Raw genomic sequence first — 15,050 nt, forward strand, 5'->3', positions numbered from 1 at the left:
GAACGGGGGGAGCAGTCGGGCGGCGCCGGTGACGGCGGACTCCACGAGCGAGAGCGAGAGGAAGCCCTCTTCGGCACGCTGCCACAGCATCGGCAGTCGGGTACGCGCGTCACGGACCAGCCGTGCCACATCGTGCACTGTCCGCTCGGACAGCTGCAACCGCAACGCGATATCGACGATCACGGCACGCTCGGCCAGATTCGATCCCGCCCGGCCCTCGACCGACGTGTACACGTACGGGTGGCGCACCGCGGTATCGATCGCCTCGACGATACGACCCGCACGAAGCGCCAGACGACGATTCGCGTCCATATGGTCGGCCAACGCAGCATCCAGAAGATGAGTCAGAACCTGCTCGGCGGGCAGGCGCACCGGTGCCGGTTCTTCGGGATACGGGTCCTCCGCCATACCCCCGAGTATAGTACAAAGATACGACATAAGGAAGACGGTAATCTGAATAGATGTTCGACCTGATGCGACCGCCGGCACGTGCCGGCGTCGCGGATGCGCGCTCGAGGCGGGACCGGCCGGCTCCAGCAGATCGAGGTGTCCGCGGATCCCGTCGCTTCGGCGAGCGTCTGAACTCCGCCGGCACGTGCCCGTGGCCGCGGCATCCGTCAACTCACGGCAGAATCGAGGGATGTCCGCGCCGTCCTCACCGCAGCTCCTTCCCGAACACGCCTGCCTCATCGTGCACGGCAGCGACCAGCCGGGGATCGTCGCCGCCGTCTCGGCGCTCATCACGCGCAACCGCGGCAACATCGTCGCCTTCGACCAGTACTCCGATGACCCGACGGGGGGCGCGTACTTCCAGCGCGTCGTGTTCCACCGGCCAGGACTCGACGCCGCCCTGCCCGAGATCAAGGCCGACCTCGCGACAACGCTCGGCGGGTTCGACCTGGAGTGGTCGCTCACCGACCAGTCCGCGCCCAAGCGCATGGCGATCCTCGCCTCGAAGCAGGACCACTGCTTGCTCGACCTGCTGTGGCGGCACCGCCGCGGCGACCTGCCCGTCTCGATCCCGATGGTCATCTCGAACCACACCACCGCGGCAGACGACGTGCGCTCGTTCGGCGTGCCGTTCTTCCACGTGCCCTCGACCCCCGGTCCGGACAAGAGCGCGTCCGAAGCCGAGATCCTCAAGCTCCTCGTCGGCAACGTCGACTTCATCGTGCTCGCGCGCTACATGCAGATCCTCTCGAGCGACTTCCTCGCGCAGGTCGGCGTGCCCGTCATCAACATCCACCACTCCTTCCTGCCCGCCTTCATCGGCGCCGAGCCGTACAAGAAGGCCAAGGAGCGCGGCGTCAAGCTCATCGGCGCGACGAGCCACTACGTCACCGACGACCTCGACGAGGGGCCGATCATCGACCAGGACACCGTGCGGGTGACCCACGCCGACGGCGTCGCCGAACTCGCGCGCCGCGGCGCCGACGTCGAGCGTCAGGTGCTGTCACGTGCCGTGCTGTGGCACGCGCAGGACCGCGTCATCCGCCACGGGAACCACACGATCGTCTTCTGACGCGTGAAGGTTGAGCGAGCAAGCGAGTCGAGACGCTCTGCCAACGGCGCTGCAGCCTAGGCCTGGCGCCAGCCGGACGCCGGCTCGTTCTGCGTGAGCACATCGAGCACGCGTGGCGCGAAGAAGCGCCTGTTGTAAGCGTCCGGATCGACAGAACGCAGAATGCCGAGATCGACGAGCTGACCGACGAGCCGGTTCGCTCGCCCGTACGAAAGGCCGAGCTCAGCCTCGACCTTGCGGACGGTGAACGACGGATTGGCGACGGCCAAGTCGACGAGCAAGTGCGCGCTGTCCGCTCTGAGGCTCGACGCGCGCACGCGATCCTTCAACTCCGCCTGCACCGCGACAAGCGCGACCATCTGCTGACGGGTCTGGTCTGCAGCACTCTGCAGTCCCCGTGCGAAGAATCGCACGAAGGCATCCCAGTCCCCTCTCGTGCTCACTCCGAGCAGCCGGTCGTAGTACTCGGTGCGCCTGGCCTCGAACCACGGTGACACCGTGAGCGTCGGCTCGCTGAGAACGCCGGTCAGCTGCAGGTGAAGCACGATGAGGAAGCGTCCGAGCCGGCCGTTCCCGTCCCGGAAAGGGTGGAGCGTCTCGAATTGGTAGTGCGACATCGCTGCGGCTACGACGGGATCGATCCGTGCAGAGTGATCGACCCTCATCCAATCGATGAGATCGCGAACGCCGGTCTCCAGAGCGAACCCCGCCGGGGCGGGAACGAATCTCGCCGCGTGTACGGGGAAGCCGAAGGGATCCGCGTCTGCACGCCGACCGATGACGACCTGCCCGTCACGCACACGTCCGGATACCTCATGCAACGCAGTCCCGCGCATGAGGATCCCCTGCAGTTCACTCAGCAAGGGAAGCGTCAGCGACTGGCCATCGGCGACCCTCGCGAAGCCGAGGTTCGCCATCCGGACATAGTTCAGAACCTCGACGAGCTCCGCCGTCGCCGGATCGTCTTCGTCCGCTGTCAGCACTTCGGCGAGCGGCGCGTACGTGCCCTCGAGAGCGGTCGTGCTCTGCGCTTCACGACGCAGCGTCGGCAAGCGCAGGAGCGTCGGGTTGGGGAGCTGTCGCGCTGTACTGTCCAGAGCGGCCAATGCCGCGCGCGCGTCTGCGACCGCCATATAAGTCGCGGATTGCATCGAGGGCATCTGCTCCCCGAGTGGATCGGGAAGGAACGCGCGATGCTCCCATGGACCCAGAATCGAGTCCGTTCCCGAGATCGGCACCAGCGTGCCCGGTGCATCCTTGACGAACATTGATGTATCCACAATGTCACTCTAGGTGGCGATGAGTGACATTGTCTCCGCATCAATGTGCTCTTAAGCGCGCTTCCGTCGAAGCACGCGTGGCGGATGCCGCCACCCTCACCAGATCGTGACGCGCTCGTCCTCGTCGAGCCACAGGGCATCCGCTGCGGTCACGCCGAAGGCGTCGTAGAACGCGTCGACGTTGCGCACGATCTGATTGCACCGGAACTCGTTCGGCGAGTGCGGGTCGATCGTGAGCAGCCGGATCGTCTCGGCATCCCGGCCCTTCTGCTGCCAGATCTGCGCCCATGACAGCAGCACGCGCTGGACGCCCGTGAGACCGTCGATCTCAGGCGCCTCGACGGGCTCACCGGCCGAATCCGTGCCGAGCGACAGCGCATACGCCTTGAGGGCGATGCCCAGCCCGCCGAGGTCGCCGATGTTCTCGCCGATCGTGAGGGCGCCGTTGACCTTGTAGTCCCCCGAGATGCCCGCGGGCGTGAGCTCGTCGTACTGCGCGATGAGCGACGCCGTGCGCTGCTCGAACGCGGCACGGTCCTGATCCGTCCACCAGTCGCGCAACGAGCCGTCGCCATCGAAGCGGCTGCCCTGGTCGTCGAAGCCGTGTCCGATCTCGTGCCCGATGACGGCTCCGATGCCGCCGTAGTTCGCGGCCGCGTCGCGCTCGGCGTCGAAGAACGGATACTGCAGGATGGCCGCCGGGAAGACGATCTCGTTCATGAGCGGGTTGTAGTACGCGTTGACGGTCTGCGGCGTCATGTACCACTCGTCGCGGTCGATCGGCTGGCCGACCTTGCCGAGCTGACGGTCGTGCTCGTGCACGTGTGCCCGGCGGACGTTCCCGACGAGATCGCCCGCGTCGATCTCGAGGGCGTCGTAGCCCTTCCACTTCACGGGATAGCCGATCTTGGGAGTGAAGGCGTCGAGCTTCGCCAGTGCCCGCTCGCGGGTCTCCGGGCTCATCCACTCCAGACCCGTGATCGACTGCCGGTAGGCCTCGACGAGATTCGCGACGAGATCGTCCATCGCCACCTTCGCGGCGGGCGGGAAGTGACGCTCGACATACACGCGCCCGATCGCCTCCCCCATCGCCGCTTCGGCGAGGCCGACACCGCGCTTCCACCGTTCGCGGTTGACGGGAACACCCGTCAACTGCGTGCCGTAGAACGAGAAGTTCTCATCGACGAACTCGTCGGACAGGAACGACGCCGCTCCGTGCACGACGGCGAACCGCAGCCAGGCCTTCCAATCCTCGAGCCGCTCTTCGGTGAGCAGACCCCCGAGACCTTCGAGGAAGCTCGGCTGATACACGTTGATCTCGCCGAACGCGTCTTCGTGCGCCGGCGCGACGCCCTCGCGCCACGGCGTCAGGTCGACGCCGATGAGCGCCTGCACGTCGCCCCACGTCTTGAGGTTGTAGGTCGCGACGGCGTCGCGGCTCTTGACGTTGTCCCAGTGGTGCGTCGCGAGCTCGGTCTCGAGCGCGACGATGCGATCCGCGGATGCCTCGGGGTCGGCGACCCCCGCGAGCTCGAGGATGCGGTGCACGTGGGCGCGGAACGCGGTGCGCGTCTCAGCGAAGCTGTCGAGTCGGTAGTAGCTCTCGTCGGGCAGCGACAGTCCGCCCTGCAGGAAGAACGGGATGTAGCGCTGCGGATCGCCCGGATCGGGCTCGATGTAGAGGTGGAACAGCCCCGCGACGCCGTCACGCTCGAGCTCGCCGACGACACGGAGCAGCGCGGGGATCGAGTCGATGCGGTCGACCTCGGCGAGCTGGTCGCGAAGCGGCTCCGCACCGAGCGCGGCGATGCGGTCGACGTCCATGAAGCTCGTGTAGAGGTCGCCGATCTTGCGAGCCTCGGTGCCCTCGGCGGCATCCTGCGACTCTTCGACGATCGCGTGGACGTCCTTCTCGGCCTGCTCGGCGATGAGGTGGAACGACCCCCAGCGCGCTTTGTCCTCGGGGATGTCGGTGCGGTCGATCCACGCGCCGTTGACGTGACGGAACAGGTCGTCCTGGGGGCGGATGTCCGCGCTGAGTTCGTCGAGCGCGATACCGGACGGGAGAGCTTCGGTCATGCGAACCAGGATAGGCGAGCGGTGCGCCGTCAGGCTCGGCCGGTGTTCGCTCATAGCATCGGAACATGCCCCCCACGAGTGCGCTGAACCGCGACATCCTGCGCCTCGCGGTCCCCGCCCTCGGCGCCCTCGTCGCCGAGCCCCTGTTCCTCATCGTCGATGCCGCCATGGTCGGACACCTGGGCATCGTGCCCCTCGCGGGACTGGGCATCGCCGCCGCCGTCCTGCAGACGATCGTGGGGCTCATGGTGTTCCTCGCCTACGCGACGACGCCGGCCGTCGCGCGCCGCTTCGGCGCGGGCGACCCCGGCAAGGCCGTCTCGGTCGGTATCGACGGGATGTGGCTCGCGCTCGGTCTGGGCGCCGTGCTCGCCATCGCGGGGTGGTTCGCGACGCCCCTGCTCGTCTCGCTCTTCGGCGCGACCGCCGACGTCGCCGAGCAGGCGCAGATCTACCTCGGGCTGTCGATGTGGGGGCTGCCCGCCATGCTCATCGTGTTCGCCGCCACGGGGCTGCTGCGCGGGCTGCAGGACACCGTGACGCCGCTGTGGATCGCGGGCGTCGGCTTCGCGGCGAACGCCCTGCTGAACTGGCTCTTCATCTACGGCTTCGGGTGGGGCATCGCCGGGTCGGCCGCCGGCACCGTCGCAGCGCAGTGGGGAATGGTCGCCGCGTTCGCCGTCGTCGTGGGTCGCGTCGCGCGTCGGCACGCGGCATCCGTTCGTCCGCAGCGCGCCGGAGTGCGCGGCTCGGCCCGCTCGGGCGGGTGGCTGTTCCTGCGGACGGTGTCGCTGCGCGCCGCGCTGCTGGCGACCGTGGGGGTCGCGACGGGTCTCGGCACCGCCGAGCTCGCGGGATGGCAGGTCGCCTTCACGCTCTTCTCGACCACGGCGTTCGCGCTGGATGCCCTCGCGATCGCGGCTCAGGCCCTGATCGGCAAGGGGCTGGGCATGGGCGACGAACCGTATGTGCGGCGGGTGCTCGCGCGCACCCTCGCGTGGGGCGCATGGTTCGGCGTGCTGGTCGGGGCGGTCGTGGCGGCGCTGTCGGGCGTCATGGGGCTCATCTTCACCGGCGACCCCGCCGTCGCCGTCCTCGTCATGCCGGCGCTCCTCGTGCTCGCCGTCGCGCAGCCGGTCTGCGGCATCGTGTTCGTGCTCGACGGCGTGCTCATCGGAGCGGGCGATGCGAAGTACCTCGCGATCGCGGGCGTGCTGAACCTCGTGCCCTTCCTGCCCGCGCTCGTGCTGATCGCCGTGCTGCACCCGACCGGCGCGGCCGGGCTCGCGTGGCTCGCGGGCGCGTTCTTCGGCGTCTACATGCTCGCGCGGCTCGCGACCCTCGGCTGGCGCGTGCGCGGGCCCGCGTGGCTCACGGCCGGTTCGTGATCGCGATCACGCCCAGCGGCGGCACCACTCGTACATGACGACGGCGGCCGCCGCGCTCGCGTTGATCGAGCGCGTCGAGCCGTACTGCGCGATCTCGACGACGCCGGATGCCGCGGCCACGGCCTCCGCCGACAGTCCCGGCCCCTCCTGGCCGAACAGCAGAACGCACCGCTCGGGCAGATCGGCGTCGGGCAGGGGCGCCGACCCCTCGACGTTGTCGATCGCGATGACGGGAATGCCCTCGCCGGCGGCCCATGCGGCGAACGCGGCGATGTCTTCGTGATGCCGGACGTGCTGGTACCGGTCGGTCACCATCGCGCCGCGGCGGTTCCAGCGGCGCTTGCCGACGATGTGCACCTCGGCGGCGAGGAACGCGTTCGCGCTGCGCACGATCGACCCGATGTTCATGTCGTGCTGCCAGTTCTCGATCGCGACGTGGAACGCGTGGCGCCGCGTGTCGAGGTCGGCGACGATGGCATCCATCGTCCAGTACCGGTACTCGTCGACCACGTTGCGTCGGTCGCCGTTCGCGAGCAGGTCGCGGTCGTAGCGGGGGTCGTCGGGCCACTCGCCCGGCCACGGCCCGACACCGTGCGACGGCTCGGGCTCGGCGGGGACGGTCGGCTCGGTCACCGGCCCAGGCTACCCGCGGCCGTCTGCGCACGCCGCCGGGTACTCTGAATCCGTGGCCTCTCCCGTCGTCGACGACTATCTCAAGACGATCTACAACCACACCGAGTGGCAGGACGCCCGCATCACGCCGTCGCAGCTGGCGGCCGAGCTGGGACTCGCGCCCTCGAGTGTGACCGAGATGGTGCAGAAGCTCGCGGCGCAGGGCCTCGTCACGCATCGGCCCTACGGCCCCATCGCCCTCACCGACGACGGCGCGCGGCGCGCCGCGGCGACCATCCGCCGGCACAGGCTCATCGAGACATGGCTCGTGCGGGAGTTCAGCTACGCGTGGGACGAAGTCCACGACGAGGCCGAGATCCTCGAGCACGCCGTGAGCGACCGCCTCCTCGAGCGCATCGACCAGCGTCTCGGCCGACCGCGGTTCGATCCGCACGGAGACGCGATCCCCGACGCCGAGGGTCGCGTCCAGAGGACGCCGTTCGTCCTGCTGTCCGATGCGGCACCGGGACATGCCGGGCACGTGCTGCGCGTGAGCGACCGCGACTCCGAGCTGCTGCGCGCCGTCGAGTCCGCCGGTGTCACGGTCGGCATGCCGGTCACGGTCGTCGACGCCGTGACGCTGCGCTTCGCGCACGGCGAGGTCGCGCTTCCTCCGGGCGCCGGCGATGCGGTCTGGCTGAGCGACTGATCCCGTTCAGCGCGCGCTCTGAGCGGCCCGCTCGAACGACCAGCGCACCCCCGTCGCGTCCTCGGCGACCGACCACAGCCGGGCGCCGAGCTCGGGATCGCGACCCAGGCGCGACGGCCGTGCACGCCGCGGCGTGCCGTGCAGCACGTACCGCGGACCCCAGAACGAGCCGCCCTCGACGCCCTCGCCGGCCAGTGCGTGCACGAGCGCCTGCGCGCCGGCCTCTTTCGACTGCGTGATCGGCGTCTGCAGATTGTCGACGAATCGCGTCGTCCGGGTCGGTTCGTTGACGCCGCCGATGCCCGGCGTGCGCCCGCTCGTCGAGTACCCGGGATGGGCGACGACGCTCGCGACGGGCACGCCCGCCTCGCGCAGGCGGCGATCGGCTTCGAGCCCGAGCGACGTGGTCGCGACCTTGGACTGCACGTACGCGCGCCATGCCGTGTACCCCTCGACGAGGTGCGGGTCGACGGGGTTGTAGGGCCACAGCGACGTCGAGATGCTGCCGACCCACACCATGCGCCCCGCAGAAGCGGCGAGCGTCGACAGCAGCGCGCCACCGAGCGCGAAGTGACCGAGCACGTTCGTCGCCAGAACGCGTTCGTGGCCGTCGGCGGTCGTCTCGCGGCGGGTCGGAGGGTGCACGATGCCGGCGTTGAGCAGCACGCCGTCCAGCCGGCCGCGCCCCCGCACGCTCGCCGCCGCGGCGCGCACCGAACCGTAGTTGCTCGTGTCGAGGAGCATCGTCTCGACACGGTCGGGCGTGAGATCCGGGATGCGACGGCGCAGCGCCGTCCGCGCCGCGGCGAGCCGGTTCGGGCTCCGGCCTGTCATCAGGACACGGGCGCCCGCCCGCACGAGATGTTCGGACGAGAAATAGCCGAGGCCCGCGTTGGCCCCCGTGACGAGATACGTGCGGCCGGTCAGATCGGGAAGGCTCCAAGACGGCACGTGTCCGACCCTACGCCGCGTGCACGGCCGGCGGGGCCGGACGCGCGGTCGGCGGGCATTCACCCGGGATAGGCTCGGCGCATGCGGACCCGCGCCGACATCGAATGCTGGCTGACCGACATGGACGGCGTCCTCGTCCACGAGAACACGCCCATCCCGGGGGCCGCCGAGCTGCTCGAGCATTGGCGCGACACGGGCACGCCGTTCCTCGTGCTGACGAACAACTCGATCTTCACTCCCCGCGACCTCTCCGCCCGCCTGCGTGCGTCCGGCCTCGTCGTCCCCGAGGCCTCGATCTGGACGTCGGCGCTCGCGACGGCGGACTTCCTGCGCAGCCAGATGCCCGGCGGCACGGCGTTCGTCATCGGCGAGGCGGGCCTGACGACAGCGCTGCACGAGGTCGGATTCATCATGACCGAGACCGCCCCCGACTACGTCGTCGTCGGCGAGACCCGCCACTACTCGTTCGAGGCGATCACGAAGGCGATCAGGCTGATCGGCGCAGGGTCGCGATTCATCGCGACGAATCCGGATGCCACGGGCCCCTCGATCGACGGAGTCCTGCCGGCGACCGGAGCGATCTCCGCACTCATCACGAAGGCCACGGGCATGGAGCCCTACGTCGTCGGCAAACCGAACCCGATGATGTTCCGCTCGGCGCTGAACCAGATCGGCGCGCACTCCGAGACGACCGGCATGATCGGCGACCGGATGGACACCGACGTCGTCGCCGGCATCGAGGCGGGCCTGCACACCGTGCTCGTGCTGACCGGGATCAGCGACCCGCTCGCGATCCAGCGTTTCCCCTTCCGCCCCGATGAGGTGCTCGGCTCGGTGGCCGACCTGCTGCCGGTCGAACCCGTCGAATCCGAACTGCCCGAGAACCTGTGAGCGCCCCGTGATGAACGAGTTCGAGCAGACGCTGCTGTTCGCGACGACGGGCATCGTGCTGCTGGGCACGCTCATCGCCTTCGTCTGGCAGTGGTGGCACGGCCGCGACGACGACGAGGACTGACCGGGCGCCGATCGCGCACGACGAACGATGACCCCCGGAGATCGCGGGAACTGCGCGTCTCCCGGGGGCCATCGTTCGTCCGGCTACTCGGTCGGCGCCGCCGGGTAGGCAGCCGTCTTGGTCACCGTGACGGGAGCCCCGTCGACCTCGCCGGTCACCGTCACCTCGACCTCGCCCGCGGCCACGAAGGCCGAGCGCGAGTTGAGCGAGACCGAGACGGTCTTGCCCGGTGCCACGTTCGAGAACGTCTTGCCTCCGAAGGCCGAGCCGACGGTCACATCGAGAGGAGCGGCCTCGTCGTTGGTGACCGACACCGACACGTACTGCCTGCCGCCGAGCGTGCGTGTCACGGCCGACACCGACACGTCCAGATCCGCGACGACCTCGATCTGCGCCGTCGCGGTCTCGCCGTTGACGGTGACCGCGATCTGCGCGTCGCCGACGGCGAGCGCCGAGACCGTGCCGTCACGGGGATCGACGGCGACGATCGTTCCGGCCGGCGCATCCTCGGCCGCGCCGATGTGAACGCCCTCGCCACCCCACCGGCTCGAGACCGGCCAGGCCACGGGCACGGTGCGCGCACCCTCGTCCTGCGCGAACTCGGCCGAGATCTCCGCAGCCCCGCCGAGGCCGAGCGTGCCGGGTGCATCGACGGTGAGTCCGCCCTCGTCCACGCGCGGCTTCGTCTCGACCTCGAGCCAGGCGTCGGTCGCGTCGCGCCAGGTGCCCTGATCCGGGTCGATGCCCAGCATCGTCCAGCCGGTGAACCCGCCGTCGGCGGGCGTGGAGGCCGGGCTCTTGCCCGAGTTCCCGTTGACGACGTACGGGACACCGTCGACGCTCGACGCGTGGAATGCGCCGACGTGGCCGGCGATGTACGCCGCGGACTTGCCGGACTCGGCGCGGAACTGCTGGATCCAGTCATCCACGAGGGCCGCCTCGTTCCGATCGCTCAGCTGGCTGCCCTTGGTCGGCAGCGGGTCGTTCGTCGGCATGTGCGAGACGACGAGCACGCCCGTGACGGCGGAGTCGGATGCCGCGGCATCCAGCTGCTGACGCAGCATCTGCACCTGGGCGAACTCGGTGGCGAGCTTGCCGCTGGCGGAGTTCAGCATGATGAGCCGCGTGCCGTCGATGTCGACCGTGCGGTTCGTCTCGCCGAACGCCGCACGGAAGTTGTCGATGGACGCGCCCATGATCTCGTGGTTGCCCGGCAGGTAGAACCAGGGGAAGTCGACGTCCGCGAGCTCCTCGTCGAGGATCCGCTTCGCCAGCTCGAAGTCGGCCGCGGATGCCTCGTCGACGAAGTCGCCGTTGAGGAGCATGACGTCGGGCTCGGCCGCGACGATTTCGCGCAGCGCGTCGCGCGCCCCCTGCACGGCGCCGCTGTCGGGATCGCGGGCGACGAACTGCGCGTCCGAGACGACGGCGACGCGGAGCGCGTCGTCATCCGTCTCACCGGCGTCGACGACGATCGGATCCTCTGCGCGCCCGAGCGCAGGCGACTGCGTGCCCTCGGGGGGCAGGTAGGCGTAGATCTTCGAGAACTCGAGCGAACCCGTGTACTGCTTGGCGGCGACCGTCTCGAGCACGCGGATGCGCTCGAGCTTGAGCGGGAAGGCGAACGTCTCGGGCACGAGGAAGTCGACACGCTCCCAGCCGGTCCACGTCGCGTGCAGCGACTGCGATCCGCCGGGGCCGTCGATCCAGTTGCGCACGCCGTTGGCCTGCATGACCTGCAGCCGCAGCAGCGAGCCGTTGCCGTCGCCCTTGATCCACACCGACAGCTTCTGGGGGATGCCGGGGATGTCGATGCCGCCGGAGCCGCCGGTCACGGCGCCCGGGGCGACGGCGTAGCGACCGCGCGTGCCCGTCGACTCCGTGAAGTCGTAGTCGATCCGGATGCTGGGGTCGCCGTCGTGGCCTTCGCCCGGCGCGATGCCGCCCGTCGGCGCACGGTCGTGCGCGGTCGTCCAGCCCTCGATCGTGCTGAAGTCGTCGATGAGGCGCACTTCGAGCGGCACCGCGACGGCGACCTCGGTGCGCTCGCCGGCGACCTCGAACGCGAGCGTCGTGGTTCCGACGTCGCCGATCGCGGTCACCTGGAAGCGGCCGTCGGCGGTCGGTTCGACCGAGAACGTCTCGGGCGCGGGGTTGACCACCGTGACATCGCGCGCCTCGATCGGCGCGGCGAAGCCCTGCGGGTCGTGACCGGTGAGGGTGACGACGGCCGTCGCGTCCTTCGCCTCGAGGTTGATGGTCGTCAGGTCGGTCGTGATCCGGTCGAGGTCACCGAGCACCTGAGCTTCGGCGGAGCCGTCCGCCGCACCCGTCCGCGCCGTGACGGTGGTCTCGCCGGGGCTCACGCCATGCACGACGCCGTCCGCGACGGTCGCGATCGCGGAATCGGCCGAGGCCCACTCCCCGACGGACGCGGCGACCGCCGTGCCCGCCTCGTCGTGTCCGTGGGCGCTCAGCGTGCGCGAGAGACCGGGGAACACCCGCAGGCCGCCCACGCCGGCGAGCGCCGGCTCGAGCCGGTACCCGGCGAGTACGCCGGAGCTCGGCTGCGCGAGGAAGAACCCCAGGCCGTCGCCGTCGTGACGCTCGAAGCCGTCGGACGGCGTGTTGACGATGCGCGACGTCCGCTGTCCGGAGTCGCGCACGTTCATCTGGCTCGAGCCGCCGCCGTCGGCGTTGGTCGCGTCGTGCGCGCCGAGGTCCTTCATGAACCGGCCCTGCTCTGTCAGTGTCATGCCGCGCGCGATCGCGCTGCGGCCGTCCAGCTGCACGAAGTACGCCGTCGCACCGTCCTGGCTGAAGCCCACCATGGTGCGCGGGTGCAGGTCGGGGTTGCCCGCGTCGACGACGACACCGTCGCGCAGGATCCGGTGCCACGCACCGCCGGCTTCGCGCACGTCGAGTGCACCGGCGTCGATCGAGTACGCGATGTCGGCGGCGTCACCCGGCTCGAGGGAACGCAGGACCGCGGCCTCTGGCCCGTCGGCCTTCGTGACGAGAGCGCGGACGCCGGGCTCGAGCGTGCCCGCCGCCGGAGCCTCCGAGACCGACAGCACCGTGTCGTCGGCGCCGATGAGCACCTCGACGCCCGCCGCGCCGTTGAGGGCGCGGGCGCGCGAGAAGGCGCCCCACTGCGACGTGTACAGGCCGACGCCGCCGTCGAGCGCGAAGGTGTTGATGCCGCGGATCGCGACGCTCTGCTCGCCGAACCCGGCCGCGCCGACCAGCAGCAGGTTCGCGAGCGAGCCGAGGCCGTTCTCGTCGATGACGATCGACGCCGAGGCATCCGGATTGCCGCTCTTGATCAGCTCTCCGCCGCTCACGCCCCACCCCGCGGCGGCGTTGGAGTTGTTGATGTCGAACCGGTCGAGGTTGACGCCCGCGATCGCGCCGGAGCCGTCGACGAGCTCGGTGACGGTGGCGCCGGGGCCCGACACGGTCTCGGGCGTGAGGTAGCCGACCCGCACGGTGTCCTCGCTCAGCTCGGCCCGCAGGATGTCGACCTGCTGCCAGCCGGTCGCGTCGAGGCGCTCGTAGGCCACGTGCACGAGTCCCGGAGCGACGTCGGTGCGCTGCAGATCGTTGATGACGGCGGTGCCGCCGGAGTCGAGGTTCATGCCATCGACGTAGACCGGCTCGAGTGGCGCGGCGTGGACGGGCGAGGGCACGACGGCGACGGTCAGCGCGAGCGCTGCGACCGCTGCCGCGATGCCTCCGGGCCACGTCCTCTGGGAAATGCGGGACACGGAGTGCTCCTTCGGGGGAATCACGGGTATGCCGAAGGATCGATCGATCCCGGGCCTCTCGATCGTGGAGGCGCTCGGTGAACCGGTCGTGCCCGCGCGGTTGCGCGCCGGCTAACGCGCGTCTTCGCGACGCGTCATCTCGGTGTGCTATGCCGCGCTACTGCGGCTCGAGCCCCAGGTCGTCGAGGTCGACGGCGGCGAGCCACGTCAGCCCTTCGGCTTCGATCGCGGCCTGGGCGCCGGTCTTGCGGTCGACGATGACGGCGACGGCGACGGGCTCGGCGCCCTCTCGGCGCAGCGCCTCGACGGCCGCGAGCGCGGACTGACCCGTCGTCGAGGTGTCCTCGACGACGACGACGCGCTTGCCCACGACATCCGCGCCCTCGACCTGCCGACCCCGGCCGTGGTCCTTGGGCTCCTTGCGCACGACGAACGCGTCGAGCGGGCGGGGGGTGCGGACGGATTCGTGCATGACGGCGTTCGCGATCGGGTCTGCACCCAGGGTCAGCCCGCCGATCGCGACGACCCCGTCCACATCGCGGATGAGATCGAGCATGATGCGACCGATCGCCGGCGCCGCGCGGTGGTCGAGGGTGAGCTTGCGCATGTCGACGTAATACGTCGCCTGCTTGCCGCTCGAGAGCGTGAAGTCGCCGTGGAAGACCGCCTCGTCCTCGATGAGGGCGATGAGGTACTGGCGGTCGGCTTCGAGTTCGGGTGTGGACGCGACGGTCATGGATGAGAGTCTAGGGAACCACTCGTCTTAGGCTGGAACCCATGCGCCTGGCCACCTGGAACGTGAACTCCATCCGCGCCCGCGTCGACCGGATCGTCGACTTCGCGGTGCGCGAGCATATCGATGTCCTCGCGATGCAGGAGATCAAGTGCAAGGTCGAGCAGTTCCCGTTCGCGGCCTTCGAAGACGCCGGATTCCACGTCGAGGCGCACGGGTTCTCGCAGTGGAACGGGGTCGCGATCGCGAGCCGCGAGCCGATCGAGGACGTGCGCACATCGTTCCCCGGCATGCCCGGCTTCGAGAAGGGCTACGAGGGTCCGGATGCACCGCACGAGGCGCGCGCGCTCGGCGCGACCATCAGCGGTGTCGAGGTGTGGAGCCTGTACGTGCCCAACGGGCGTGCGCTCGGCGACCCGCACTACTACTACAAGCTCGACTGGCTCGCCCAGCTCGCCGGATACACGCGCGACGCGCTGGCACGGAACCCCGACCTCGCGCTCGCCCTCACCGGCGACTTCAACATCGCCCCGACCGACGCCGACAACGGCGTCCCCGAGATCGTGCAGGGGTTCTCGACGCACGTCTCCGCTCACGAACGCGAGGCGTTCGCGGCGATCGAGGCCGCCGGCGTGCAGGACGTCGTGCGTCCGCTCGTGCCGACGGGCTTCACCTACTGGGACTACAAGCAGCTGCGGTTCCCCCGCAATCAGGGCATGCGGATCGACTTCATCCTCGGCTCGCACGCCTTCGCCGACGCCGTCGCCGGTGCGGCGATTCACCGCGATGAGCGCAAGGGTCAGGCCCCGTCGGATCACGTCCCCGTCGTGGTCGATCTCGACCTCACCGGTCCCGACGACGACGATCGGCCGATGATCTTCTAGATCCGGAACGACGCGGCGAATCGCTCGAGCAGCGCGGCATCCCCGGGCGGGACCAGCTGATCGACGATGAGGTGCGTGCGGGCTGCGGGTCGCCCATCGCCCGGATCCCT

Annotated in this window: 12 protein-coding genes; 5 read left to right on the forward strand and 7 right to left on the reverse strand. The window is 69.9% G+C overall.

The window, feature by feature from the left end; genetic code table 11:
* Positions 1-408 (reverse strand): hypothetical protein (locus ACWICD_RS13665; protein ID WP_454140483.1); only part of this gene is annotated, 408 nt, incomplete at its 3' end.
* Positions 409-640: 232 nt separating this feature from the next.
* Between ACWICD_RS13665 and purU the strand changes: the two genes are divergently transcribed.
* On the forward strand, positions 641-1,522 hold the full coding sequence (purU, locus tag ACWICD_RS13670; protein WP_454140484.1) for a formyltetrahydrofolate deformylase: 882 nt from the start codon (positions 641-643) through the stop codon (positions 1,520-1,522).
* A 56-nt stretch (positions 1,523-1,578) separates the two neighbouring features.
* On the opposite strand, the gene ACWICD_RS13675 is transcribed toward purU, so the two are convergent.
* Both ACWICD_RS13675 and ACWICD_RS13680 read right to left on the reverse strand, forming a co-directional pair.
* Positions 1,579-2,802, reverse strand: a complete 1,224-nt coding sequence (locus ACWICD_RS13675; protein WP_454140485.1) for a Fic family protein — start codon at positions 2,800-2,802, stop codon at positions 1,579-1,581.
* A 96-nt stretch (positions 2,803-2,898) separates the two neighbouring features.
* Positions 2,899-4,881, reverse strand: coding sequence for a M13 family metallopeptidase (locus ACWICD_RS13680; protein WP_376126912.1), 1,983 nt, complete (start codon positions 4,879-4,881; stop codon positions 2,899-2,901).
* Positions 4,882-4,946: 65 nt separating this feature from the next.
* Between ACWICD_RS13680 and ACWICD_RS13685 the strand changes: the two genes are divergently transcribed.
* Complete coding sequence (locus ACWICD_RS13685) at positions 4,947-6,269, forward strand: MATE family efflux transporter (protein WP_454140486.1); 1,323 nt, start codon at positions 4,947-4,949, stop codon at positions 6,267-6,269.
* A gap of 6 nt (positions 6,270-6,275) precedes the next feature.
* Here the strand turns inward: ACWICD_RS13685 and ACWICD_RS13690 are convergent, their stop codons facing one another.
* Positions 6,276-6,902, reverse strand: a complete 627-nt coding sequence (locus tag ACWICD_RS13690) for a TrmH family RNA methyltransferase (RefSeq protein WP_454140487.1) — start codon at positions 6,900-6,902, stop codon at positions 6,276-6,278.
* Positions 6,903-6,954: 52 nt separating this feature from the next.
* Here ACWICD_RS13690 and ACWICD_RS13695 point away from each other — a divergent pair, with 52 nt between their 5' ends.
* Positions 6,955-7,590, forward strand: a complete 636-nt coding sequence (locus ACWICD_RS13695) for a metal-dependent transcriptional regulator (protein ID WP_376126918.1) — start codon at positions 6,955-6,957, stop codon at positions 7,588-7,590.
* Positions 7,591-7,596: 6 nt separating this feature from the next.
* Here ACWICD_RS13695 and ACWICD_RS13700 read toward each other — a convergent pair whose 3' ends face one another.
* On the reverse strand, positions 7,597-8,541 hold the full coding sequence (locus tag ACWICD_RS13700; RefSeq protein WP_454140488.1) for an SDR family NAD(P)-dependent oxidoreductase: 945 nt from the start codon (positions 8,539-8,541) through the stop codon (positions 7,597-7,599).
* An 81-nt stretch (positions 8,542-8,622) separates the two neighbouring features.
* Between ACWICD_RS13700 and ACWICD_RS13705 the strand changes: the two genes are divergently transcribed.
* The gene (locus tag ACWICD_RS13705) at positions 8,623-9,432 is read left to right on the forward strand and encodes an HAD-IIA family hydrolase (RefSeq protein WP_376126922.1); all 810 of its coding nucleotides are present in this window, start codon (positions 8,623-8,625) and stop codon (positions 9,430-9,432) included.
* A 207-nt stretch (positions 9,433-9,639) separates the two neighbouring features.
* Here the strand turns inward: ACWICD_RS13705 and ACWICD_RS13710 are convergent, their stop codons facing one another.
* Both ACWICD_RS13710 and pyrE read right to left on the reverse strand, forming a co-directional pair.
* Positions 9,640-13,323: a phosphodiester glycosidase family protein gene (locus tag ACWICD_RS13710; RefSeq protein WP_454140489.1), complete on the reverse strand. Its 3,684-nt coding sequence runs from the start codon at positions 13,321-13,323 to the stop codon at positions 9,640-9,642.
* Positions 13,324-13,480: 157 nt separating this feature from the next.
* Positions 13,481-14,059 carry an orotate phosphoribosyltransferase gene (pyrE, locus tag ACWICD_RS13715; protein ID WP_454140490.1) on the reverse strand — a complete coding sequence of 193 codons (579 nt, stop codon included), beginning with the start codon at positions 14,057-14,059 and terminating at the stop codon, positions 13,481-13,483.
* 41 nt (positions 14,060-14,100) lie between these two features.
* Here pyrE and ACWICD_RS13720 point away from each other — a divergent pair, with 41 nt between their 5' ends.
* Positions 14,101-14,940 carry an exodeoxyribonuclease III gene (locus ACWICD_RS13720; RefSeq protein ID WP_454140491.1) on the forward strand — a complete coding sequence of 280 codons (840 nt, stop codon included), beginning with the start codon at positions 14,101-14,103 and terminating at the stop codon, positions 14,938-14,940.
* Positions 14,941-15,050: the final 110 nt, after the last annotated feature.

The sequence above is a fragment of the Microbacterium sp. NPDC055357 genome, from assembly GCF_053644835.1.